Below are 25,032 nucleotides of genomic sequence, written 5' to 3' on the forward strand. Positions count from 1 at the left end.
TATGAAGCGCGTTGGGCAGGCACTCCTCAGCCCGTGGCTCCTCTATCCGTTGGGGGCCGTGCTGCTGTCGTTGCTGATCTGGTTCGCGTTCCCGTTCATTGCCTTCGGCGGCTTCGAGCCGTTCGAAAGCATCTGGGTACGCATCGGCCTGATCGTCTTTTTCGTCCTGCTGTTCGGTCTGCTGCTGTTCCTGCACTGGCGCCGGGGACGCAAGGCGGACAAGGATCTGGTGGCCGGCATCACCGCCGAGGCGCCCGATCCGACCGGTGAGGCGATCTCGGCCGAACGGCAGCGCACCGAAGCCAAGCTCAAGGAAGCGCTCGCCGATCTGCGTCAGACCCTGGGCAAGGGCGGACAGGCGCTCTACCAGCTTCCCTGGTACGCGATCATTGGACCGCCGGGCGCCGGCAAGACCACGGCGCTGCTGAACTCCGGCCTGCGTTTTCCCCTGGCCGAGCGCCATGGCGCGCAGGCCCTGAAAGGGGTCGGCGGTACGCGCGACTGCGACTGGTGGTTCACGGAGAAGGCGGTGATCCTCGACACCGCCGGCCGCTGGACCACCCAGGACAGCGACGCCAAGGTCGACCAGGCCGCCTGGGGCAACTTCCTGGGCATGCTCAAGCGGACGCGCGAGCGCCAGCCGCTCAACGGCATCCTGGTCGTGTTCGGCGTCGCCGGCAGCCCCGGCGACCTGCTGAACCTCACGCCTGATCAGCGCGCCGCCGCGGCGCGCGCCGTGCGCACGCGCCTGCTGGAGCTGCAGGCTGCGTTCGGGCTGACCCTGCCGGTCTATGTCGTGCTGACCAAGCTCGACATGATCGCCGGCTTCGTGGAGTTCTTCGACGACCTGGACCGCGAGGGCCGCGAGCAGGTCCTGGGGCTCACCTTACCGCTGGGGACCGGCAACAAGGACGACCTGCCGCAGTTCCGCTTCTCGGCTCTGTTCGACCGGTTGATCGAGCGTCAGCGCTCGCGTCTTCTCGACCGGCTGCAGAGCGAGCGCGATCTGGGGCGGCGCACGCTGATCTACGGCTTCCCCTCGCAGTTCGCGTCGCTGGGCCGTGTCATCGACGACCTGCTGGCCGAGACCTTCAACGACTCCCGGTTCGCCAGCCGCCTGTCGCTGCGCGGCGTCTACTTCACGTCGGCCACCCAACAGGGCAGCCCGATCGACCGGCTGATGGAAGCCATCTCGGGCAAGTTCGGGATCCAGCGCCAGCAGCTTCCGGCGCAGGTCGGCCAGGGCCGCGGCTTCTTCCTGCGCCGCCTGTTCGACGACGTCGTCTTCAACGAGGCCGGCCTGGTCGGCACGAATCCCAAGGTTGAGCGCCGCCGCGCCCTGATCCGCTATGCCGCCTTTGCCGCCACCGGCCTGTTCTTCCTCACCGCCGCCAGCCTGTGGACCTGGAGCTACTTCGACAACCGGGCGCTGATCACCAAGGTCGAGGACGAGGTGCGGCGACTGGAGCCGCAGATCGTGGCGGCTGAGAGCCAGCGCGCGGCCATGCGTGAGCCCAAGGACTTCGACCCGCGCAAGCACCTGCAGCTGCTCAACGAGCTGCGCGCCCTGCCGACCGGCTACGAGGCGCAGCAATCCCGCAAGGTCGAGGCGGTGAGCTTCGGCCTCGGCCAGAGCGACCGGCTGGCGGTGCAGACGACCGAGCTCTACAAGCGCGGCCTGCGCTCGCTGCTGCTGCCGCAGCTGCTGATGCATGCGCAGGTCAAGATGGCCGATATCCTCACCAAGCCGAAGCCGCCGGCGGCGGGAGAGGGGGCGGTCAACGAGTATCTGTTCGATGCGCTGAAGGCCTACATGCTGCTGGGCAGCGAGACCAGCCGCTTTGGTCGGTCCTACAGGGCGTTCGTCACCGACTGGTACAAGAACGACTTTGCCGACACGCCCGGCTACACGGCCGGCGAGGCGGCGGCGCTGGCGACCCATGTCGCGGCGCTGGTCGAGGATCCGACCTGGGATCCGATCGGCCTTGACGAAGCCCTGATCGCGCGCGTGCGCCAGCGTATTGCCGCCCTCACCGTGGCCTCACGGGCGTTGCGGCGGCTGGAGACGGACGAGACCCTGCGCAACCGGCAGGTATGGCGCATCATCGACAATGTCGGTGCCCAGCGATCGGTGGCGGAAGAGGTGCTGGTGCGCCGCAGCGGCCAGCCGTTCTCGTCGGATGCGATCCCCTACCTCTACACCCGCCGTGGCTACTACGAGTTCTTCATCAATCTGGTGGGCCCGGCGGCGGCATCGGCCAACACCGATGCCTGGGTGCTGCGCCAAAGCACCTTGACCGGCGCTCCGGCCGTCAATCAGGTCGTGAACCAGACGGTCAAGGACTACATGGAGCGCTACATCAACTACTACAGGGCCGTGATCGACGACGTGCGCGTCGTGCGGCTGAACGACCTCGAGCAGGGCGCCGACGTTCTCAACAAGCTCTCCAGCGCCGACTCGCCCTTGCGCAACCTCTATGAAGCGGTGGCGCGCGAAACCCGCCTGTCGCAAACGCAGAAGGTCGATCCCGCCATCCTGGCGCTGCGCGGCAACATCCTGCAGCGGCTGCTGCGCGGCATCCAGGACACCGCCGACTGGATCCTGCAGAGCCAGCGCATCCTGGGAGACGGCAGCCTGCCGGGCCAGAGCGTCGATCGCGAGTTCGAAGCGCTGCACCGGTTCACTGGCGCCGAGGGTGCGCCATCCTCGCCACTGTCGGCTTTCCTGGATAACTTCCGGCTGCTGGCCAACAAGATGAGCGACGCACGCCAGCCGGGCAATCCGGGCGGCAGCGCCGCGGTCAGCCAGTTGGCGCGGCAGATCGCCGACCGGTCGGGTCAGTTCCCGCGGCCGGTGCCCGAAATCGCCCGCACCATCGCGTCGGATGCCGGCAACCTGGGCACGAAGGCAACGCGCGAGCAGATGGCGGCGGAGTGGGACAGCCAGATCTTCGCCTTCTGTCAGCGCAACATCATCAACGCCTATCCGATCAATCTCGGCGCCGCAGCGTCGCGTGACGCGAGCAGCGACGATTTCACGGCCATGTTCGCCAAGGGCGGGCGCATCGACAAGTTCATGCAGCAATACCTGCAGGTCTACCTCGATACCGGCGCCAACCCCTGGCGATGGAAGCCGGAGGCCCAGAGCCTGGCGTTCAACCAGCAGGTCCCGGCCGTGCTGCAGGCCGCCGCCGAGATCCAGGAGTCGTTCTTTGGGCCGGGCGGCGCGGCGCTGGGCGTGGTATTTACCATGCGAGCGCTCGAAGGCCAGACCAAGGGGGCGAAGCTGGAGATCGCAGGTGACGTCATGCCGCTCGACCCGGGCGACGCCGTGAAGAACGTCGCGTGGCCGACAGGTGCCGGCCGCGGCGCCCGTGTCTCGGGCGACTTCAACGAGCAGACTTTCGACGGCCTGTGGGCCTTCATGCGGATGATGATCGCATCGTCACCCAGCGGCAACGGCCCGGAGTGGCGTCTGAAGCTGGCCAATGGCGTGACGTTGAAGCTCGAATTTCAGAAGGCCAAGAATCCGCTGACGGTAAGGCCGTTGCTGGGCCAGAGGAAATTCCAGTGCGTGCCGTTCCTGCAGCAGTGAACGCCTTTGAAGCCGGTGGCACCGGTGCGGCACCGATGGTGTCGGCGCCGGCTGCCGGCCGGGTGGGCTTCTTCGGCAAGGTGCCCAGCCGTGGCGACTTCGTGCGCCGTGATTTGCCGAACGGTTTCGTCGACGCCTGGGATCTGTGGCTGCAGCAGGGAATCGCCGCCAGCCGCGATGCGCTCGGCGAGGCCTGGCTCGACTCCTGGCTATGCGCGCCGATCTGGCGCTTTGCCGTGCCGCCGGCGGCTTGCGGCGCCGACGGGTGGGTCGGCATCTTGATGCCCAGCGTCGATCGTGCCGGCCGCTACTTCCCGTTGACCCTGGCGACGATGACGCCGGCCGGTGCGCCGGCGGCTGCAGTTCTGGCGGGCGATTGGATCGCGGCGCTTGAAGCTGTCGCCCTCTCGGCGCTGCAGCAGGACAGCGACTTCGAGCAGTTCGCGCAGGCGGTGGGCGGTCTGCCGGCCTTTCCAGCGGTCAATGTCGATATCTGGGCCGGCGGCTGGCGGGCGCGGGGCGGGGCCGGCGATGCGACGTCCGCATTGGCGGCGGCCGCTGCCGCCGTGTCGAGCAGCCAATGCATTTTCGCGACACGGGGCGGTGGGCATGTGGCCTCGGCCGCCTGGGTGCTGCCGCGGCTGCCGGCGCCGCAGTCGTTCGTCGGCCTGATCGATGATCGTGTCTTCGGTGCGGCCGCTGGCGGCATGACCGCGCCGTCATGGATGGCCGCGCCCGCAGCGGCCGCGCTGGCCGCGAGCGATGGCCAGATACCGGCCGTGGGATTGTTTGGCGGCGATTATGGTGAGGATTCACCGCCGGCCGTGGCGGGAGAACCGCCGGGCGGCGCGTTCGACCGGTTGTTTGATGATCTGCCGCCGGCAGCGCCGGGCCAGGGTGCTTTCGATGCGCCACCGGCTGCGCCCGCGGCACCGCCTACGGCCGTCGCCGGCCTGCATGCCGGCGACGTGCAGTCCATCGGCGCAGGGGGAGTCGATGCCATGAACGCGCCACCGGCGCCTGAGAAAAAACAAGTGATGCTGTCGCACAGGGAGCTGTTCGGTGACGACGGCGACGACGTTCCGGCGGCGCCCAGCAGCGACCTGTTTGGCGACAAAAACGGCAAGGAATCGGCGTCATGAGCGACGATCCGGGCCATGTGCCGACGCAACGCGCGCCGCAGCGTCCGCTGGTGATGACGGCTCCGAATGGCGAAGCGTTCCGCGTTCACGGAGTTGGCGCGACCCACCAGGGCATGGTGCGCAAGCACAACGAAGACAATCTGCTGCTGCGGCCGGAGGCGGGGCTCTGGATGGTGGCGGACGGTGTCGGCGGGGCGCAGGCCGGCGACTGGGCCAGCGCCCAGATCGTGGATGCTCTGCAGGACATGCCGGTGCCTCCGACCGCGCCGGAAGTGCTGGCCAGCGCCGTGGCGCGGCTCGAGGCGGCGAACCTGCGCATGGTGAGCCGCGCCGCTGAGCGGGGCGGCGGCATGACGGCCAGCACCGTGGTGCTGCTGTTGGTTCACGGTGTGCATTATACTTGCCTATGGGCCGGCGACAGCCGCTGCTATCTTCTGCGTGACGGTGTCATGACCCAGATCACGCACGACCATAGCGAGGTGCAGGAGCTCGTCGATGCCGGGGCGCTGTCCCCGGAGGAGGCGGAGCGTTATCCGCGGGCGAATGTGATCACGCGCGCCCTGGGCGTGGCCCCGCGCGTGCAGCTTGATCGCGTCGCCGGCCGGCTGCAGCCTGGCGATCGTTTTTTGTTGTGCACGGACGGCCTGTCGCGGATGGTCAGCGACGCGGAAATTGCGGCATTGCTGACGGAGTCCGATATCGCTTCCTTGCCCAGCTCGTTGATCGCCGCCGCCCTGTCGGCCGGTGGTCACGACAACGTGACGGTCATGGTCGTGACCTGCGAGGCCGTCGCGGGCGATACGATCACGCCCGCGGCACCCGGCGCGCCGTGGGTGACAGGGGCGGGTGATGTCCGATAACGCCGACGCGACGGTTGTCGCATCACCAGCATCCAGCGGGCCCCCGGCTGCGTCCGATCCGCCCGGCAGCAATGCATCGGCGGGCAGCAACCCGGGCTGGAGCGCGGATGCGCCGGCAAGGGCCGGGCCGCTGCCGGAGACGGAGATACCGGGAGCGCGGCCGCCGCCACCGCCGGCGCCGGGGGGCCCTCTGGCGCCCGGCGTCGTGCTCAGCAGCACCTTCGAGATCGAGCATCTGGTGGCCCGCGGCGGCATGGGCGAGGTCTATCGCGCCCGCCATCGCATCACGGGCGATCCGATCGCCATCAAGACCATCCGCCCGGAGCTGGCCGGCGATGAGAAGATCGCCGAGCTGTTCAAGCGCGAGGCGCAGGCCCTGCGCGGCATCCGCCATCCGGCGATCGTGTCCTACGAGGGTGTGTTCGACGACGGCACCGGACAACTCTACATCGCCATGGAGTTCGTCGACGGACCGTCCCTGTCGAAGTTGATGCAGAACGGCCCGTTGGCGCCCGCCGATGTCCGCCGGCTGCGCGACCGTGTCGCCGACGGGTTGGCGGCGGCCCATGCCCAGGGTGTGATCCACCGCGATCTGTCGCCCGACAACGTCATCCTGCCCGGTGGCCGCATCGACGCGGCCAAGCTGATCGATTTCGGCATTGCCAAGCAGACGGAAAGCTCCAAGGCAACCGTCATCGGCAACGATTTCGCCGGCAAATATTCCTACGCCGCGCCCGAGCAGCTGGGCCTGCAGGGCGGCGAGGTCGGTCCCCGGGCCGACGTCTACAGCCTCGGCCTGGTGCTGGCGGCGGCGGCGAGCGGCGCGCCGCTGGACATGGGCAATGCGTTGCCTTCGGCGGTCGCGGCCCGCATGCGGGTGCCGGATCTGGGTGCGCTGCCGGCCGAGCTGCGCGCCGAGATCACCAGCATGCTGCAGCCCGACCCGTCCGACCGGCCGCAGTCCATGGCCGAGCTGGTCGGACGGACCGGGACGACCCAGGTTCAGGCCCGATCCGAGCGGAGCTCGGCACGGGCGCGCAGCGGGGCTGGGCCCCTGGTCGCCGGGATTGCCGTTGCCGTCGTGGTGCTGCTGGGCGGCGGCGCATTCCTGATGAAGGACCGGCTGTTCCCACCTGAGCCTGCGCCCTCGCCTCCGGGCACCACGACAGCGACCACGAGCCCGACGACCCCGCCCGGCACGACGACAACGCCGCCAGGCATCGAGACGCCACCTGCGACGACAGCCGGCAAGACCGCCACGCCGGGCATCGAGTCGCCGCCATCGACGCCGGGCATCACAACGACGCCGCCGGCGACAACGACGCCTCCGTCCAGCCCGCCCGCGACATCGCCGCCAACAACCACCGCGACGACGACACCACCGGCGACCTCGCCGCCGTCCAGTCCGCCGACCCCATCGACAGGAATCACGACCCCGGAGGCATCGCCGCCGGCGGCTACCACCCCGCCGGCCACGACACCGCCGGCCACGACACCGCCTGCGACCACGACGGCCACGGCGACCCCGCCGCAGTCCGACACCGCGGTGATCCGCAGCCGTCTCGATGCCCTGATCTCGCGGTTCGACTGCGCCGATCTCACGGCGCGTGTCGACAGCGATCTGATGGTGCGGCTGCAGGGCTATGTGGAGTCCGACGACGACCGCTCCCAGCTGCTGGCAGCGGCGCGCGGCATTGATGGTGTGCGACGTGTCGATGCTGCGGTCTCGGTCCAGCCCTGGCCGTTGTGCGAGCTGGTGCGCGTGGCGGCAGGCTCGACATCGCCCGATTTCCGGGTGGTGCCCAACAAGCTCGACCGGCCCTACAAGATCCGGGCCGATCGGGTCATGTTTCAGGTCTTTCCGCCGGCCGGCCGGCGCGGCCTGTTGAACGTCGTGTTCCTCAATTCCGACCGGACCGCCTGGCACTACGAGCCCTGGTCGAAGATCCGCGTCCGCCCCGGCCAGCCGGAAACTTTCGGCGACAAGCTGTCGATCACGCTGGCCCCGCCAGTGGGCAAGATGGCGATCATCGCCGTGATCTCCAACGAGCCGCTGTTCGCCACGCCGCAAGCCGAGGAGCAGCCGACCAAGGAGTACCTGGCTGCCCTCAAGCAGGCGTTGGCCCGGCATCCCGACGCCATTGTCAGCTACGTGGCCTTCGATACGGTCGATTGAAATATAATTCGCACAATTAGTGCGAAATTAAATTATATTAATGAAGGCCATCTTCCTTAAAAGGGAATGAATAACGTCCTCTTATAAGCTATTATTTTTGTTGGCGTTTGGTGTTTGGCTTAGAGGACGTAATGGGGGTGGACAGACGTCGCGCAGTTGCCGCGCCGTCCCGGCGGTTGGCGTGGCGATGGCTGCTGCCTGCCATGGTCGCGTCCATTGCTGTCCCTGGGCCTTCCGCCCACGCGCAGCGCGCGCCCGTCCTGCAGGCGCCGCCGCAGCAGCTTACGCCGCCACCGGCACCACCTGCGCCCGCTGCGCCCGGCGCGATCCCGGCAGCGCCGCCGGGGACGACCGCCGCGCCGCCGGGCGCCGACAAGGTATTCCTGACGCCGGTGGCGATCGATGTCGAAGGCGCCACAGTCTATCCGCCCGAGGCCATCGCCGCGCTCACCCAGCCGCTGATCGGCAAGCGCATCGCCGCGACAGAGGTCTTCGCCCTGGCGCGGACGCTGGAGCGCAAGTATCGCGACGACGGCTACTTCCTGACATCGGTGGTGGTTCCGGCCCAACGCGTCGCCGATGGCCGGGTGAAGCTGCGCGTGATCGAGGGCTACGTGTCGGGCGTCGTGGTCGAGGGCGATGTCGGCGCCGTCGCCAAGCAGGCGCGGCGCTTCCTTGAGAAGCTCGTGGGCCGCAAGCCCGTCAGCCTGCGCGACATGGAGCGCTATCTGCTCCTGACCGAGGACATACCCGGCATCTCGGTGAAGGCGGTGCTGCGACCGGGCAAGGAGCCCAGCTCGTCGGAGCTGGTGGTGCAGCTCAAGCGTGAGGCCTGGGATGTTTTCGCCCAGGCGGACAACCGCGGCTTCAAGCATACCGGGCCGCGGCAGGTGACCGTGACGGGCGGCGCCAATGCCTTCACCGGCCTGGGCGAGCGGCTGGAGGCGACCTTCTTCACGACCCTGAGCCGGGAGCAGAACTTCGGCCAGGTGGCGTGGTCGAACTTCATCGGCGGCGACGGGTTCCGCGTGCGTGCCTATGGCGGCCGCGGCTACGTCAAGCCCGGCGGCCCGCTGAAGGCGACCGAGTATGACGGCGTCATCACCATCGGCGGAATGTACGGCCTGTATCCGGTCATCCGTTCGCGGCAGCTCAATCTCAATGTCACCGCCGGCTTCGACTACTACCGCTCCGATGTCGACGTCCTGGGCAACATCCTGCTCAACAGGACCAAGCTGAGCATCGTGCGGATCGGCGCCGACGCCAGCTACCGCGACGACTGGAACGGGGTGACCTTCGGCAACTTCCGCCTGTCGAAGGGCCTGAGCTGGTTCGGGGCGTCGAAGAAGGGTGAGCTGCTCCTCAATCGCCTGGGATCGGAGCCGGAATTCCGCAAGTTCAACGGCGAAGTGTCCCGGCTGCAGGGGATTTATGCCACCGAGGACTTCTCCCTCAACCTGTTCGGCACTGTTGCCGGCCAGTATTCCAAGGACATCCTGCCGGCCAACGAGAAGTATTTCGTCGGCGGCGACCGTCTGGGCCGCGGCTACTATGCCGGTCAGGTCACCGGCGACACCGCCTTTGCCGGCAGCCTGGAGTTGCAGTTCAGCTTTGTGGTGCCGTACGAGGGGATCGAGGGCGGCAGCGTGACGGCCGATAGCCGGTCGCGGGGCACGCCGGTCCAGCTCTACGCGTTCTACGACCACACCAAGGTCTGGAACAATGCGCCGCTGGAGATACAGAGCCTGATGGCCCGTTCCTTCGGCGGCGGCGCCCGCATCAACGTGCTTGAGACGACGACGGTCGAGGTCGAAGGCACCCGCCGGATCGACCTTGACGTCGATGGGCCGAATGCCAAGCGGCTCGATCCGTGGAGCGTCTACCTGAGGTTGACGTCGCGGTTTTGAGCAGTTGGGTGTAAACTCGGAGCGTCCGCATCGGGGCGTGCCGGGAGCAGGGGGAGCTGCCGGCGGCGTGGCGGGGCCTGCGTAAGGGAGTGCGTTGATGGCGAAGGGGGAGGCTCTGCCCCGCCGGTCGCGGATTGCACGGTCATTTGCGCTTCCGTCGTCTCGGATGGCGGCGTGGCGCGCCCGCGGCGACCTGCTGGGCGGCACGGCGCTCGCCGCGCTGGTGAGCTGTGGCCTCTTCGCGTTCTCGACGCCGGTTGCCGCGCAGGTGAGCGGCGTCAGGGGCGGCGTCGTGGTTGCCGGCCAGGCGACGATCGCCAACACCGCGCCCGGCCAGGTCACGGTGAACCAGTCGAGCGCCCGCGGCGTCATCGACTGGCACAGCTTTTCGATCGGCGCAGGTGAGCGGGTCGATTTCCAGCAGCCTTCGGCCAGCGCGGTCACCCTCAACCGGGTCACGGGTCCCGACCCCTCGGTGATCGCCGGCCGGCTGACGGCCACCGGTCAGCTGATCCTCGTCAACGGTGCCGGCATCGTCTTCAGCAGCGGCTCGCAGGTCAACGCCGCCGGCCTCATCGCCTCGACCGCCAACGTCGTCGATCCGCAGCGTTTCATGCAGGGCGGCACGATCGCGTTCGACCGTCCGTCCTCCAACCCGAACGCCGGCGTCGTGAATGCCGGCACCATCACGGTGAGCGACGGCGGCCTGGTCGGCCTGGTCGGCAACACGGCCTCCAACAGCGGCACCATCAACGCCCGGCTGGGCCGCGTCACGATCGGCGGCGCCGAGACCTTCACGGTCGATCTCGCCGGCGACGGCCTCATCAATTTCCAGCTCGGCAACCCGGTCTCGCGCCAGCCGGTCGACGCGCAGGGCAACAAGCGGCCGCTGGCCGCCAATACCGGCACGATCAACGCCGACGGCGGCGTCGTGACCCTGACGGCCCGCGCCGCGCGCGGTGTCGTCGACAACGTCGTCAATGCCGGCGGCACGATCAATGCCCGGGCCGTGCGCAACGACGGCGGCGTGGTGGTCTTCGGCGCCGACGAGGGCACGGTCAATGTCACCGGGACCGTCGACGTGTCGGGCGCCGCTGCGGGCCAGCGCGGCGGCCAGGTGGTCGCCACCGCGGCCAAGGGCACGGTCAATGTCGGCGCCTCGGCACGGATCAACGCGTCGGGCGGCTCGGGCGGCGGCACCGTCCTGATCGGCGGCGGCAAGCAGGGCCAGGGCCCGGTCGCCAACGCCAAGAACACGACGGTGGCACCGGGCGCCTCGATCAACGCCGACGCGACCCATCAGGGGCACGGCGGCACGGTCGTCGTCTGGGCCGACAACGCCACGGTCTTCGGCGGCTCGATCTCCGCCAAGGGCGGCCCGCAGGGCGGCGACGGCGGGTTTGCGGAGACATCCGGGAAGGAGACGATCAGCGTTCGTCCCGGCGCCTCGGTCAATGCGAGCGCATCGGCTGGAAAGGCCGGCCTGTGGCTGATGGATCCGACCGATCTGACCATCGATCAGGCCTTGGCGGACACGATCGTGGCGGCGCTGGTGGCGGGCACGAGCTATGAAGCCGTCACCAGCGCCAGCGGAAAGGATCTGGGCAACATAACGCTTGCAGCCAACATCGTGGCCAGCGTTGGCACGGCCAGTGATGTCACGCTGACGCTGCGTTCCCATGGCAGCATCGATCTTGGCACCAGCTCGATCAGCCTCACGCCCTTTGCCGGCAAGAGCGCCAACCTTGTGCTCGACACGGCTTCCCTTGCCGACAAGGCGTCTGTCCATGCCATCACCGGAAGCGGCGCAATCGGCGCCACGGTGCTGACCCTGAACAGCGCCATTGATGGCGGCAGTGTCAACCTAACCGGCGCGGTCGCTGTCAGCACGCTCAATTTCGTGTCCAACGGCGCTGTCACAATCAACAACAGCAGCAACGCGATCACCAACATCGCGGCCACCGCATCCAAGGCAGGTGGCGCGGTGGCCATTGTCAGCGCCGCCCCGACGACCATCCAGAGCGGCGGCATCGATGCTACCGGCAATGCGGTCAGCATCACGACAATTGGTGGCGGCAACGCGATCACCCTCAACGGGGCCTTGGTCGGCAGCACGGTCATATTGAACTCCTCTGGCGCGCTTGCCGGCTCGGGTTCGATCAGCGCCACAGGTCTGGTTTCGCTGACCGCCGCTGCCGACGGTATCGATCTTTCCGGCACGATCATCGGCACCGGCGTGACGGTCGCATCCGGCGGCGGCGTAACGCTCAGCAGCACGTCGAATGCCTTCGGCCAGTTCGCGGCTACGGGCACTATCGCCGGCGACGTCGCGGTCAGCCATGGCGGCAACTTGATCATCAACGCCGTCAATGCAGGCGCCAACGCCGCGATCTTCAAGACTATTGGCAGCGGCGACATCACGGTCGCCGGCGCGCTCACGGCCACCGGCGGCATTACGTTGACGGCGACAGGCGCGGTTGCGGTCAATGCCGCGCTCGACGCGACCGGTGCTGTGATTTCCCTGTCCGGCACATCGATCGCCCAGGCGGTGGGCGGCACGATCACCGCCTCGGGCCTCGCCGCGACCGCGACCGCCGGCGCCATCGCGTTGGATCTGGCCGGCAATGCCGTTTCGACCTTTGCCGCTGCCGCGACCGGCGATATCGTGTTTCTGAACCTCAATGCCCTTGCCATCGGCCTCGCGGGCGGTATCGACGGCGTCACGACGGCGGGCAATGTGCGGCTCCAGGCCGGCGGTTCGATCACGCAGACTCAGGCGGTGTCGGCGGCCGGCCTGGCGGTGACGGCAACCTCCGGCAACATCGACCTTGCGGGTGTTGCAAACGCCGTCGCCACACTGGCCGCCGAGGCGACCGCCGGCAGCGTCAGCTTCAAGGCATCGGGCGCGCTGGCGGTCGGCTCTGTCGGCGGGCTCGATGGCATCACGGCCACCGGCGTCTCGCTGACCACCAGCGGCGCGCTGGCGGTGAACGCGGCGATCAATGCCGCCGGCGCCAACGTCACCCTCGCTGCGACAGCCATCTCCCAGGCCAGCGGCGGCACGATCACGGCCTCGGGTCTGGCGGCGACGGCGAGCACCGGCGACATCGACCTCACGGCGGCCGCGAACGCCGTCACCACGCTGGCCGCCACGGCGGCCGCCGGCAACATTGGCTTCAAGGCATCGGGGGCGCTGGCGATCGGTTCGGTCGGCGTGCTCGATGGTGTCACGGCCAACACGAATGTCCAGCTCAGCGCCGGCGGTGCGGTCACGCAGACTAGCGCCGTGACGGCCGCCCGCCTCGCGGTCACGGCCACGACGGGTGACATCACCCTGACTGATCCCGGCAACAGCTTCGGCACGGTCTCGGCGTCATCGGCCGGTGCTGTCACGCTGCAGCAGACCGGCGGCATCACGGTTGGCTCGGTCGGCGCCGTCGGGGCGCTAGGTGTGCTGAACGGCATAGCCGCCGTCACCGGTGCCACCTTGACCACGAGCGGTGCGCTGGCGGTGAATGCGGCGATCAATGCCGCCGGTGCCGACGTCACCCTCACTGCCACGGCGATCACCCAGACCAGCAGTGGCGTGATCACGGCCTCGGGTCTGGCGGCGACAGCGAGCACCGGCAGCATCGACCTGACACAGGCGGCCAGCGCCGTCACCACGTTGGCGGCCGAGGCGGTCGCCGGCAGCATCGGCTTCAAGGCATCGGGGGCGTTGGCGATCGGCGCGGTCGGCGGGCTCGCTGGCGTCACGGCGTTGGCGAACGCTCAGCTCTCTGCCGGTGGCGCGGTCACGCAGAGCAACGCGGTGCAGGCCGCCGGCCTTGCGGTCACGACCACGGTGGGCGACATCACCCTGACCGGTCCCGGCAATAGCTTCGGCACGTTCGCGGCATCATCGGCTGGGGCCGTCACTCTGGAGCAGGCCGGCGGCATCACGGTTGGCTCGGTCGGCGCCGTCGGCGCGCTGGGTGTGCTGAGCGGTGTTGCCGCGGCCGCCGACGTCACCTTGACCACGAGTGGCGTGCTGGCGGTGAACGCGGCAATCAACGCCGGTGGTGCTGACGTCATCCTCGCGACCACGGCGATCACCCAGACCGGCAGTGGCGCGATCACGGCCTCGGGTCTGGCGGCGATAGCGAGCACCGGCAGCATCGACCTGACGCAAGCGGCCAGCACCGTCACCACGCTGGCCGCCGAGGCGGGGGCCGGCAGCATCGGTTTCAAGGCATCGGGGGCGCTGGCGATCGGCAGGGTCGGCACGCTCGACGGCGTTACCGCGCAAGCGAATGTCCAGCTCTCTGCCGGCGGCGCGGTCACGCAGAGCAAGGCAGTGGCGGCCGCCGGCCTTGCGGTCACGACCACGGCGGGCGACGTCACCCTGACCGATCCCGGCAACAGCTTCGGCACGGTCTCGGCGTCATCGGCCAGTGCCGTCACGCTGCAGCAGACCGGCGGCATCACCGTTGGTGCGGTCGGCGCCGTGGGGGCGCTGGGTGCGCTTTCCGGCATTTCGACGACAGTGGCAGCCAGCGTTTCATTGACCACCAGCGGCGCGCTCACCATCAACGCGGCGATCAGCGCACCGAGCGCCAGCGTGGCGCTCAGCGGCGCGACGATCACTCAGGCCGCCGTTGGCGTGATCTCGGCGGCCAGCTTGGCGGCAACCGCGACGACGGGGAACGTTGACCTGGACCAGGCGACCAACGCTGCCGCGACCTTCGCTGCCAGCGCGTCGGCCGGCACCGTCGCGTTCAAGGCGTCGAGCAGCTTTTCCATCGGTTCGGTCGCCGGGATCGACGGCATCACCGCGACGGCCACGACCCTGGTGACGACCGGCGGCAGCATCAGCCAGACCAAGGCCATCAACACAGGCACGCTCGATATCAGCACGGCCGGATCGGCAGCCGTCAACCTGAACAACAACGGCAATCTGATCGGCACGGTGCTGAGCAGCGATGGGCTGGGGTCGGGCGCGTTCACGGTCTCCGACAGCGCCGGCGGCCTGAACGTGGGCGGCATCAACGGCAACGGGGCAATCACGATCACGACGACCGGTGGCCCGTTGACCGTGGTTGGCACCGTCAGCGCGCCGGCCGACAGCATCGCGCTGGTGTCGAGTGACGGCGATGTCCTTGTGAATGCGGCCCTGAACGCGAGCACCGTGACGTTGAGAGCGGGCGGCAGCATCACTGCCACGGCCGGCGCGATCACGGCGAGCACCCTGCGGCTGGAGACCGGCACCCTCGGCGGCGTCGACATCGAGACGGCCGCGCACAAGGTCGGAACCGTGCAGACAGATGGGGCGGGCATCGGCAGCGGCGGTCTGACGTTCAAACAGAGCAACGCAGCCGGGACCGCGCTGGGCGCGATCCTCTCGGCCGGCAATGTCACGATCCGCGAAAGTGAAGGCGCCCTGACCGTCGGCGGCCTGATCAATGCCGGCGGCGGCACTGTCGTGCTTTCCGCCAAGAGCGCAATCACGCAGAACCTCGATGGCGGGATCACAGCAGGCTCCCTGCTGGCCGAAAGCACATCGGGCAATGTCAACCTGACGAACGGAACCAATACCGTCGGCACATTCGCGGCGTCGGCGGCGGCAGGGAGTGTCCTCTACCGCAGCGTCGGCACGTTCACGATCGGAACCGTCGGGACCACCGAAGGCATCACGACGGCGCCTGGCGGCCTTGTCAGCCTGACCGTCGTCTCCAAAGGCGACACGATCAACGCCGTCGGCAAGATCACCACCGGCACCCTCAACATCACGACGAACAGCGGCGACGTCACGCTCGACAACGACAACAACAGCATCGGTGGGCTCGGCGTCGTCAGCCTCGGCGCCGGCAAATTCACCTTTGTCAACAATGCCGGCAGCGTCCTCAATATCGGCGGCAACGTCAGCGCCGACGGCGGCATCGATATCACCAACAAGGGCGCTATCGCCACCACGGCCGCGATCAGTTCGATCGGCGACATCTCGCTGACATCGACCACGGGACAGGTGCAGCTTGGCGGCGCGGTGACGTCGAGCAACGGCAGCATCGCGCTGCAGTCCAACAGCACGCTGGATACCGGCGGGTCGCTGATCTCGGCTGCGAACGGCAACGTGACCCTGATCTCCGATGCCGGCACCGTGACGATCGGCGCCGGCGGCGTGCTGGTCGGCAACACCTTGACGATCAAGATCGCACCGGGGCTGCCGCTGGCGGTCACCGGCGCCATCGTCGCGCCGCGGATCGAGCTGATCGCCGATATCATCACGATCGGGGCCAACGTCGGCGATACGGCGACGACGGACATCACCCTCGGCCCGGTCAGCGCCGGCCGCGCGATCATGCTGGGTGGCAGCGGCGCGGGCCCCGGCGCGGCGCTCACCTTGAACGATGGCGCGTTGGCCTTTCTCGCCCCGGGCGCCAATCTGACGATCGGCAATGCCACGGCTGGCACGATCACGGTCCAAGGCGCGACCATCGCGAACAGCAAGCTCAGCCTGATCACCGGCGCCGGCGTCAACCAGACCGGCCTCCTGAGCATCGGTGGCGGCTCGGGGACGCTCACCATCAGCGCCGGCGGCAACGTCGACCTGACCGGTCCAGGTGTCGAGGTCAGCCAGATCGGTGGCGGCTCGAGCGGCGGCGCGTTCGATGTCGTCGCCTTCGCCGCTGGTGGGTTGACCGTCAACGCCATCACGAACAGCGGCGGCGACGTCGTCATCGTCAACAGCTCGGGCAGTGTCTCCGTCGCCGGAGCCATCAACAGCAACGGCCAGAATGTCGCCGTCCTGGCGCCTCAGGGTGCTCTGGCCATCAATGCGAGGATCACGGCGATCGGCGCCAGCGTCGGCCTGCAGGGCGCCAGCGGCATCACGCAGAGCGGGCCAGGGATCATCACCGCAGCGAACCTGCTGGCGACGACCACCGGCGCCATCGGTGCCGACATCACGCTCAATAGCGCCAACGTCATCAACGGCAATGTCACGCTCAATGCCCGCGGCGGCGATGTCAGCTTCACCGACACGACGGCGTTCACCGTTGGCGGCATCTCGTCGATCGCCTATCCGCTCTTCGGCACGCTGGTCGCGGATGTCGGCGCCGGTATCCGCACTTCCGTCAATGGCCTGACGACCTTGACCATCGGTGGCGACGTCACGCAGGCGGCCGGCGCCACGGACATCATCAGCACCGGGACGTTGACCATATCAGGCAACGGCAGCGCCAGCGTCACGCTCAGCAATGCCGCCAATGCCGTCACCGTCCTCGGCTCCGTCGCCCTCGGCGCGGGAGCTTTCGCGCTGGGCGATACGGGTGGCCTCACGATCAACGGCGCCGGCACCGCCGGCGGCGGCTACGCGGTCGGCACGAGCGGCTCGCTGGCGCAGAACGCGGCGATCGACACCAGCAGCGGCAACGGCGCCATCGTCCTGACGGCAGGCGGCTCTGTCTCGCTCGCGGCCATCGTGAATGCAGGGACCGGCTCGGTCACGCTCGATGCCGGCAGCAAGGTGACCCAGAACGCCGGCGCCATCACCGCCGCCAGCGTCGACGCGCGCGCGCAGGACAGAGTCGACCTCAATCTTGGCGGCAATGCCTTCGGTGTCATCACCGGCTCGGGCGCGCTCGGTTTCAGCGCCGTCACGACGCAGGCGCTCGCCATCGGCGCCGCAGGTGTGGGCTCGGCATCGGGCTCGGTGAGCCTGACGACGATTGGTGTCGGCAACGACATCACGCTGGCAGGCCAGATATCGGCTGCTGGAACAGCCTCGCTGCAGGCCGGCGGTGGCATCGTCGACACGGTCGCCGGGAGCATCGTAGCCACCAGCCTGCGGGCCGTGGCGACAGGCGGATCAGTCGACCTGTCGAATGCCGCCGCAGCCAACAAGGTCGGCACGATCGCCGGCTCGGCCGTCGGCGATTTCACCTATATCGACAACAACACGGCCGCCTTGGCCGTAGGGACGGTCACGACGGTCGGTGTCACCTCGACCACCGGCAATGTCACGATCAAGGCCACATCTGGCAAGTTGACAGTCAGCCAGGCGGTGCAGGGCTTCACCGGCATTTCGCTCCTGTCGGGTGGCGATTTGGCCATCGCGGCGAAGGTGACGGCCACCACAGGCGACATTGACGCAACGTCGGCAAGCGGCGCGATGACGGTAGGCGGTGCCCTGACAGCGTCGGCTGCCGGCGGCGACGTGACGTTGCAGGCCAACGGCGATCTCAACGTGACGGCGGCGGTAACAGCCAACGGGGCGGATGGACGGGTCAGCCTGACCTCCGTCGCTGGCTCGGTGGTCGAAGGTGTTGGTGGTGCCATTGCGGCCGCGCAGCTGGTGGCGCTCGCGGCAGCCAATGTCGACATCGCGCAGCTTACGAACACTGTCGGCAAGACCGGGTTTGCCGCAAAAGCGACGAACGGCTTCGTGGTGTTCAGGAATTCCGGCGCCATCGAGCTCGATCAGGTCGCCGGCGTAAGCGGCGTGACTGCCGGTGGGGCGGTGGTCATCTCGACCACCAGCGGCGACATCAGCCAGACCAGCAACGGCATCATCACAGCCGGCGCCGGCCTTGGGGTGGAGGCGCAGAACGGATCCGTGATCCTCGCCGAGGCGAACCTGATCACCGGCAACGTCGCTGTGGTCGGCACAGTCAACGGCAACGTCACGATACGGACCGTCGGCGACCTCAATGTCGGCACGGTGGGCCCGATCAACACAGCCGGCGTCGACGTGCCGTCGCTCAACGGCATAACGGCATCGACCGCTGTCGGGAAATTCGTGTCCTTGATTTCGGACACGGGTGCCATCTCGCAGAGCGCCGGGGCAACAAACAAGATCGTCGGCGGGGAGCTGCGGGCGGCGACGAGCGGCAAGGATGTGACGCTCACCAATGCCAGCAATCAGCTGGTGTCCGTGGGTGACCTCACCGGCGCGAATCTGGCAGTCGTCGATTCTGCAGGCGGCTTGTTCGTGGTCGGCACCATCGTCGCGAGTGGCCAGGTGGAGCTTGCAACAGCCGGCGGCACGCTCACCCAGACGAGCGGCACCATCACCGCCCAGTCGCTCATCGCGAGCGCCTCCAATGGCGTCGAGCTGGTCCAGGCCGGCAATGACGTTGCGACGATAGCCGGATCCTCGGGCACCGGCACGTTCCGCTATCGCGATGCGAGCGCGGTTGCCATCGGTGCGCTGACCGGCACGGGCGGCGGCGTGACCGGGGTGAGCGCAAGCGGCAAGGACATCACGATCGTCGCCGGTGACGGCAGCGCAGCCGGCGGCATCGCGGTGAATGCGATCGTCAACGCCGGTGGCGGCACCGTTCGGTTGCAGACCAGCCAGGGCGACATCACGCAGGCGACCAACGCTGCGATCACGGCAGGCGCGCTTCTCGCCAACGCTGCTAACGGCTCCGTCGACCTCGGCGGCTCGACCAATGCCGTCACCAGTGTCGCGGGCACCGCGCTGGGCAGCACCTTCACGCTGGTCGATGCCGGCGGCGTGACCGTGACGACCGTCTCGGGTGACTCGCTGACGACAGGCGCCGTCGGCATTGTCGCCAATAACGGCGACATCGTCTTGCGCAGCAGCGGTGCGATCGTGCTCACCAGCACGGTGAATGCCGCCAACGGTGATGCGACGCCCGGTGTTGGGGCAGGGAGCATCACCCTGGAAGCGACCGGCGGCAGCATCAGCCAGGCTGCGACGGCGGCGATCGTGGGCGCCAGCCTCCATGCGGTGGCATCGGGGACCGGGTTCGGCGTGACGCTGAACGCCGCGACCAACGCCTTCGGCACGATCACCGGGTCGGGCACGGCGGGCTTCAGCGTCACGTCCTCGCAGACGCTGGCTGTGGGCGCGGCCGGCGTGTCGTCGTCGGCCGGCCCGGTCAGCCTCACGGCGGCCGGCGCCGGCAGCGATCTCAATGTGACTGGCCTGGTGCAGGCAACGGCCGGCGCGGTCAGCCTGATCGCCGGCGGCAGCATCGCCGATGCGGCGTCGGGCGGCATCGTTGCCCAGGGTCTGCAGGCGGTCGCAGCCGGCTCGGTCGACCTGTCGGCGGCCGCCGCCAACCACAGTGTCGGGACGCTGGCCGGCTCGGCCGGCGGCAGCTTCTCCTACGTGTCGACGTCGTCCGTGGCGCTTGTGATCGGCACTGTCGTCGGGACGGTGGGCATAACGTCAACAAACGGCAACGTCACGGTGGCGGCCACGGGCAGCACGCTGAGCGTGAACCAGGCGGTGAGCGCCGTCTCGCCCGGTGGCAGCGTGTCCCTGGCGGCGAACGGCAATCTCAGCCTGGCGGCCGCGGTCAGCGCCAACGCCGGCAACGGCACCCTCAGCCTGACCTCGACTGCCGGCTCCATCATCTCGACGACGAAGGCGGGGATCGTTGCCGGCAACCGGGCCGTTCTGCGCGCCGGCGTCAACGTCGACCTGGCACGCGCCGGCAATGCGGTCGGCGCCGGCGGCCTGGCCGGCACGGCCAGCGGCGGGTTCTTTGTGGTGTCCAGCGGCACGGCGCTGCATGTCGACACGGTCGAAGGCGTGGCCGGCATCACGTCGCAGGGCGCCACGATCCTGACGGCGGGCGCCGGCAGCATCACCCAGAGCGCGACCGGCACGGTCACGGCCGGCGGCGGGCTCGGCGTGCGTGCCGATGGCGGCGACGTGGTGCTCGACCAGGCCAACGCGGTGGCCGGCAACGTCTTCGCCTCCGCCGTCAACGGCAGCGTGACGTTCCACAACAGCGGCGCGGTCAATGTCGGCGCCGTCAGTGCTGCGTCGGTCTCGGCCGGGCTGGTCCAGGGCAACGGCATCACGGCATCCATCGCCGCCAGCAGCTTCGTCAGCCTGCAGTCGGACAGTGGCACGATCGGGCAGGACGCGGCGGCCGGTGCCCGCATCGTGGGCGGCGAGCTGCGAGCCGCGACGAGCGGCAAGGATGTGACACTCACCAATGCCAGCAATCAGCTGGTGTCCGTGGGTGACCTCACCGGCGCGAATCTGGCAGTCGTCGATTCTGCAGGCGGCTTGCTCGTGGTCGGCACCATCGTCGCGAGTGGCCAGGTGGAGCTTGCAACAGCCGGCGGCACGCTCACCCAGACGGGCGGTACCGTTACCGCCCAATCCCTCATCGCGATCGCCTCCAATGGCGTCGAGCTGGTCCAGGCCGGCAATGACGTTGCGACGATAGCCGGATCCTCGGGCACCGGCACGTTCCGCTATCGCGATGCGAGCGCGGTTGCCATCGGTGCGCTGACCGGCACGGGCGGCGGCGTGACCGGGGTGAGCGCAAGCGGCAAGGACATCACGATCGTCGCCGGTGACGGCAGCGCAGCCGGCGGCATCGCGGTGAATGCGATCGTCAACGCCGGTGGCGGCACCGTTCGGTTGCAGACCAGCCAGGGCGACATCACGCAGGCGACCAACGCTGCGATCACGGCAGGCGCGCTTCTCGCCAACGCTGCTAACGGCTCCGTCGACCTCGGCGGCTCGACCAATGCCGTCACCAGTGTCGCGGGCACCGCGCTGGGCAGCACCTTCACGCTGGTCGATGCCGGCGGCGTGACCGTGACGACCGTCTCGGGTGACTCGCTGACGACAGGCGCCGTCGGCATTGTCGCCAATAACGGCGACATCGTCTTGCGCAGCAGCGGTGCGATCGTGCTCACCAGCACGGTGAATGCCGCCAACGGTGATGCGACGCCCGGTGTTGGGGCAGGGAGCATCACCCTGGAAGCGACCGGCGGCAGCATCAGCCAGGCTGCGACGGCGGCGATCGTGGGCGCCAGCCTCCATGCGGTGGCATCGGGGACCGGGTTCGGCGTGACGCTGAACGCCGCGACCAACGCCTTCGGCACGATCACCGGGTCGGGCACGGCGGGCTTCAGCGTCACGTCCTCGCAGACGCTGGCTGTGGGCGCGGCCGGCGTGTCGTCGTCGGCCGGCCCGGTCAGCCTCACGGCGGCCGGCGCCGGCAGCGATCTCAATGTGACTGGCCTGGTGCAGGCAACGGCCGGCGCGGTCAGCCTGATCGCCGGCGGCAGCATCGCCGATGCGGCGTCGGGCGGCATCGTTGCCCAGGGTCTGCAGGCGGTCGCAGCCGGCTCGGTCGACCTGTCGGCGGCCGCCGCCAACCACAGTGTCGGGACGCTGGCCGGCTCGGCCGGCGGCAGCTTCTCCTACGTGTCGACGTCGTCCGTGGCGCTTGTGATCGGCACTGTCGTCGGGACGGTGGGCATAACGTCAACAAACGGCAACGTCACGGTGGCGGCCACGGGCAGCACGCTGAGCGTGAACCAGGCGGTGAGCGCCGTCTCGCCCGGTGGCAGCGTGTCCCTGGCGGCGAACGGCAATCTCAGCCTGGCGGCCGCGGTCAGCGCCAACGCCGGCAACGGCACCCTCAGCCTGACCTCGACTGCCGGCTCCATCATCTCGACGACGAAGGCGGGGATCGTTGCCGGCAACCGGGCCGTTCTGCGCGCCGGCGTCAACGTCGACCTGGCACGCGCCGGCAATGCGGTCGGCGCCGGCGGCCTGGCCGGCACGGCCAGCGGCGGGTTCTTTGTGGTGTCCAGCGGCACGGCGCTGCATGTCGACACGGTCGAAGGCGTGGCCGGCATCACGTCGCAGGGCGCCACGATCCTGACGGCGGGCGCCGGCAGCATCACCCAGAGCGCGACCGGCACGGTCACGGCCGGCGGCGGGCTCGGCGTGCGTGCCGATGGCGGCGACGTGGTGCTCGACCAGGCCAACGCGGTGGCCGGCAACGTCTTCGCCTCCGCCGTCAACGGCAGCGTGACGTTCCACAACAGCGGCGCGGTCAATGTCGGCGCCGTCAGTGCTGCGTCGGTCTCGGCCGGGCTGGTCCAGGGCAACGGCATCACGGCATCCATCGCCGCCAGCAGCTTCGTCAGCCTGCAGTCGGACAGTGGCACGATCGGGCAGGACGCGGCGGCCGGTGCCCGCATCGTGGGCGGCGAGCTGCGAGCCGTGACCAGCAACCGCGACGTCACGCTGGTCAACACCAGCAACGAGCTCGAGGCGGTCGGCAACTCCAATCTCGGCGACGGCAAGCTGACGGTGTTCGACTCGACCGGCGGGTTGACCCTGAGCGCGCCGGTGATCGCCGATGGCGGCGTGATCCTGACGACCCAGGGCGCCTTCACCCTGCCCGGCAGCATCGTCGTCGCCCACGGCGATATCTCGCTGACGTCGTTGACCGCCGGGATCAGCCTCGGCAGCACGCTGTCGGCGGTGAACGGCCAGGTGCAGCTCGTCGCCGGCGGCAGTGGCGCCATCACGCAGCTGGGCGGCACGATCACGGCCCGGTCGCTGATCGTGCGGGCGCCCGGCGATATCGAGCTGACCCAGGCCGGCAACGAGGCCGGCGTCATCGCCGGCGCCTCCGCCGCCGGCACGTTCCGCTATCGCGACGCGACGGCGGCCACCGTCGGCACGCTGGTGGATTCGACGGGCACGGCCATAAGCGGCATCACCACCGCCAATCGCGACATCACGATCGTCGGTGCCGACGACGGCGTCAGCGGCGGCATCGCCATCAACGCGGCGATCAACGCCGGCACCGGCACCGTGCGGCTGCAGACGGCCAGAGGCGACATCACGCAGGCGGCAAACGCGCCTATCACCGCGGCGGCCGTGATGGCCAATGCCCTGGACGGTTCCGTGAACCTCAGCGGCTCGACCAATACGGTCGGCATCATCGCCGGCGTCGCATTGGGCAGCACCTTCACGTTTCTGAGCAATCAGGACGTGCTCGTGACATCGGTCGGTGGCGACACGATCACGATCACCAGCACCGGCATCGTGACCCGCAACGGCGACATCGTGCTGCAAAGCAGCGGCGGGATCGCCATTGGCGGCATGCTGAACGCAGCCAACGGCAATGCCACCGGCGGCCCCGGGACGGGCAACGTCACGCTGATCGCCGGCGGCGGCAGCGTCAGCCAGACGGCGACGGCTGCGATCGTCGGCGACAGCCTGCACGTAGAGGCGGCCGGCAACGTCGACCTGGCCGCGGCCGGCAACGATGTTGCGCGACTGGCCGGCACCGCTGCGACCGGCACGTTCCGCTACCGCGACGCCAGCGCGCTTGTCATCGATACCGTCGGCGGACGCATCGGCATCACCACCAATGACCGCGACATCGGCATCCATGCTGGTGGCGACCTGACGCTCAATCAGGCGGTCGATGCGCGCGGCGCGGCTTCGGCCACCACGGCGGTCGTGCGGCTGCAGGCCACCAACGGCAACATCACGCAAAGCGCGGCGGGCAACGTGGTCGGCGGCACGCTGCTGGCCAACACGGTCGGTTCGGGCGACATCGTGCTGACCAACCACACCAACCTGCTGCAGAGTGGCGCCGGCAGCACCACCGGCAATCCGGGCTTCGTCGCCGGCACGGCAAGCGGCAACTTCCGGTTCATCAACGGCGGCGACCTGACCGTCAGCGGCGTGACGGTGGACGGCGACGCCGGCCTGGGCATCAACGGTGCCACCGGCGTGACGGCCGGCACCGGCCGGCTGGTGGACCTCGGTGTCTCGGCCGGCGATCTCAGCATCCTGGGACCCGTCAGCGCCAATGAAGGCATGATCCTGTATCGGCGCACCGCCGGCGCGCCGACCGGCGACATCACCATCGGCGGCCCCGGCAACAATCCCGGCAACGGGGTCGGCGGCGCCTGGCTGCTGGTCGCTGATCTGACCGGATCATCGTCGCAGGCGCTGACCGGGCTCACCGAATCGGGTGCCGGCAGCATGGGGGCGCCGAGGGGCCTGTTCACGACGCCGACGCCACCGACGACGCTTGGTCCTACCGGCCTGGGCGGGCCCAACAGCGGCGGCGAGCTGACCATCGGCGCAATTCAAGGCATCAACTCGACCATCTACCTCGCCGGCGGCGCCACCAGCGGTATCACGAGCACGGCGCCGGGCTTCTTCGGCGTGCTCGGCGTCTACGCGCAGGAGGGCGCGCGGGTGAACCTGCAGTCGATCGTGCGCGCCATCCCCAACACGACGGTGCGGCCGATCGGGCCGTTCGGGCCTAACGACCCGGGGCCTGTAGGCACGCCACCCGATGTCGTCGCGCGCGACTTCGTGCGCAAGGGCGGGCTGCCGTCGATCAACCAGCGGTTCAACAACTGCGTCATCGCCGGGCCGAGCTGCACCACGATCTACACTCAGATCGCCAACCCGCCGACGACGGCCGACGATGCGGTCATCGGCATCGCCGGCAGCTCGCTCGACGATTCCAGCATCATCCTGGTCAACCAGGGCAACGAGGAGTTCATCGAGGAGGACGACGACGAACGGCGCCGCGACGAGAAGCGATGA

General features: G+C 69.0%; 6 protein-coding genes. All 6 read left to right on the forward strand.

The features are described from left to right. Position 1 precedes the first annotated feature (1 nt). Positions 2-3,595: a type VI secretion system membrane subunit TssM gene (gene tssM, locus FHP25_RS10310; protein WP_147846844.1), complete on the forward strand. Its 3,594-nt coding sequence runs from the start codon at positions 2-4 to the stop codon at positions 3,593-3,595. After that, entirely contained in the window at positions 3,571-4,737 is a 1,167-nt protein-coding gene (tagF, locus tag FHP25_RS10315) for a type VI secretion system-associated protein TagF (protein WP_147846845.1), read from the forward strand. Before tssM ends, tagF begins: the two co-directional genes overlap by 25 nt. Continuing rightward, on the forward strand, positions 4,734-5,597 hold the full coding sequence (locus FHP25_RS10320) for a PP2C family protein-serine/threonine phosphatase (protein ID WP_231712278.1): 864 nt from the start codon (positions 4,734-4,736) through the stop codon (positions 5,595-5,597). The genes tagF and FHP25_RS10320 overlap by 4 nt, the downstream gene beginning before the upstream one ends. Continuing rightward, a complete protein-coding gene (locus FHP25_RS10325; RefSeq protein WP_147846846.1) occupies positions 5,587-7,773 on the forward strand; it encodes a protein kinase domain-containing protein in 2,187 nt (728 codons plus the stop codon). The genes FHP25_RS10320 and FHP25_RS10325 overlap by 11 nt, the downstream gene beginning before the upstream one ends. Before the next feature lie 203 nt (positions 7,774-7,976). Continuing rightward, positions 7,977-9,680 (forward strand): ShlB/FhaC/HecB family hemolysin secretion/activation protein, encoded by a 1,704-nt coding sequence (locus tag FHP25_RS10330; protein ID WP_147846847.1) that lies wholly within the window; start codon positions 7,977-7,979, stop codon positions 9,678-9,680. Between the two features lie 166 nt (positions 9,681-9,846). Continuing rightward, positions 9,847-25,032: a filamentous hemagglutinin N-terminal domain-containing protein gene (locus FHP25_RS10335; RefSeq protein WP_178133440.1), complete on the forward strand. Its 15,186-nt coding sequence runs from the start codon at positions 9,847-9,849 to the stop codon at positions 25,030-25,032.

Origin of the sequence: Vineibacter terrae (genome assembly GCF_008039615.1) — a bacterium.
GTDB classification, from domain to species: domain Bacteria; phylum Pseudomonadota; class Alphaproteobacteria; order Reyranellales; family Reyranellaceae; genus Vineibacter; species Vineibacter terrae.

Bases quoted from the DNA above. Each gene is read 5' to 3' on its own strand.
- FHP25_RS10330 (WP_147846847.1), top strand. From the start codon at position 7,977: ATGGTCGCGTCCATTGCTGTCCCTGGGCCTTCCGCCCACGCGCAGCGC.
- tssM (WP_147846844.1), top strand. From the start codon at position 2: ATGAAGCGCGTTGGGCAGGCACTCCTCAGCCCGTGGCTCCTCTATCCG.
- FHP25_RS10325 (WP_147846846.1), top strand. From the start codon at position 5,587: ATGTCCGATAACGCCGACGCGACGGTTGTCGCATCACCAGCATCCAGC.
- FHP25_RS10335 (WP_178133440.1), top strand. From the start codon at position 9,847: ATGGCGGCGTGGCGCGCCCGCGGCGACCTGCTGGGCGGCACGGCGCTC.
- FHP25_RS10320 (WP_231712278.1), top strand. From the start codon at position 4,734: ATGAGCGACGATCCGGGCCATGTGCCGACGCAACGCGCGCCGCAGCGT.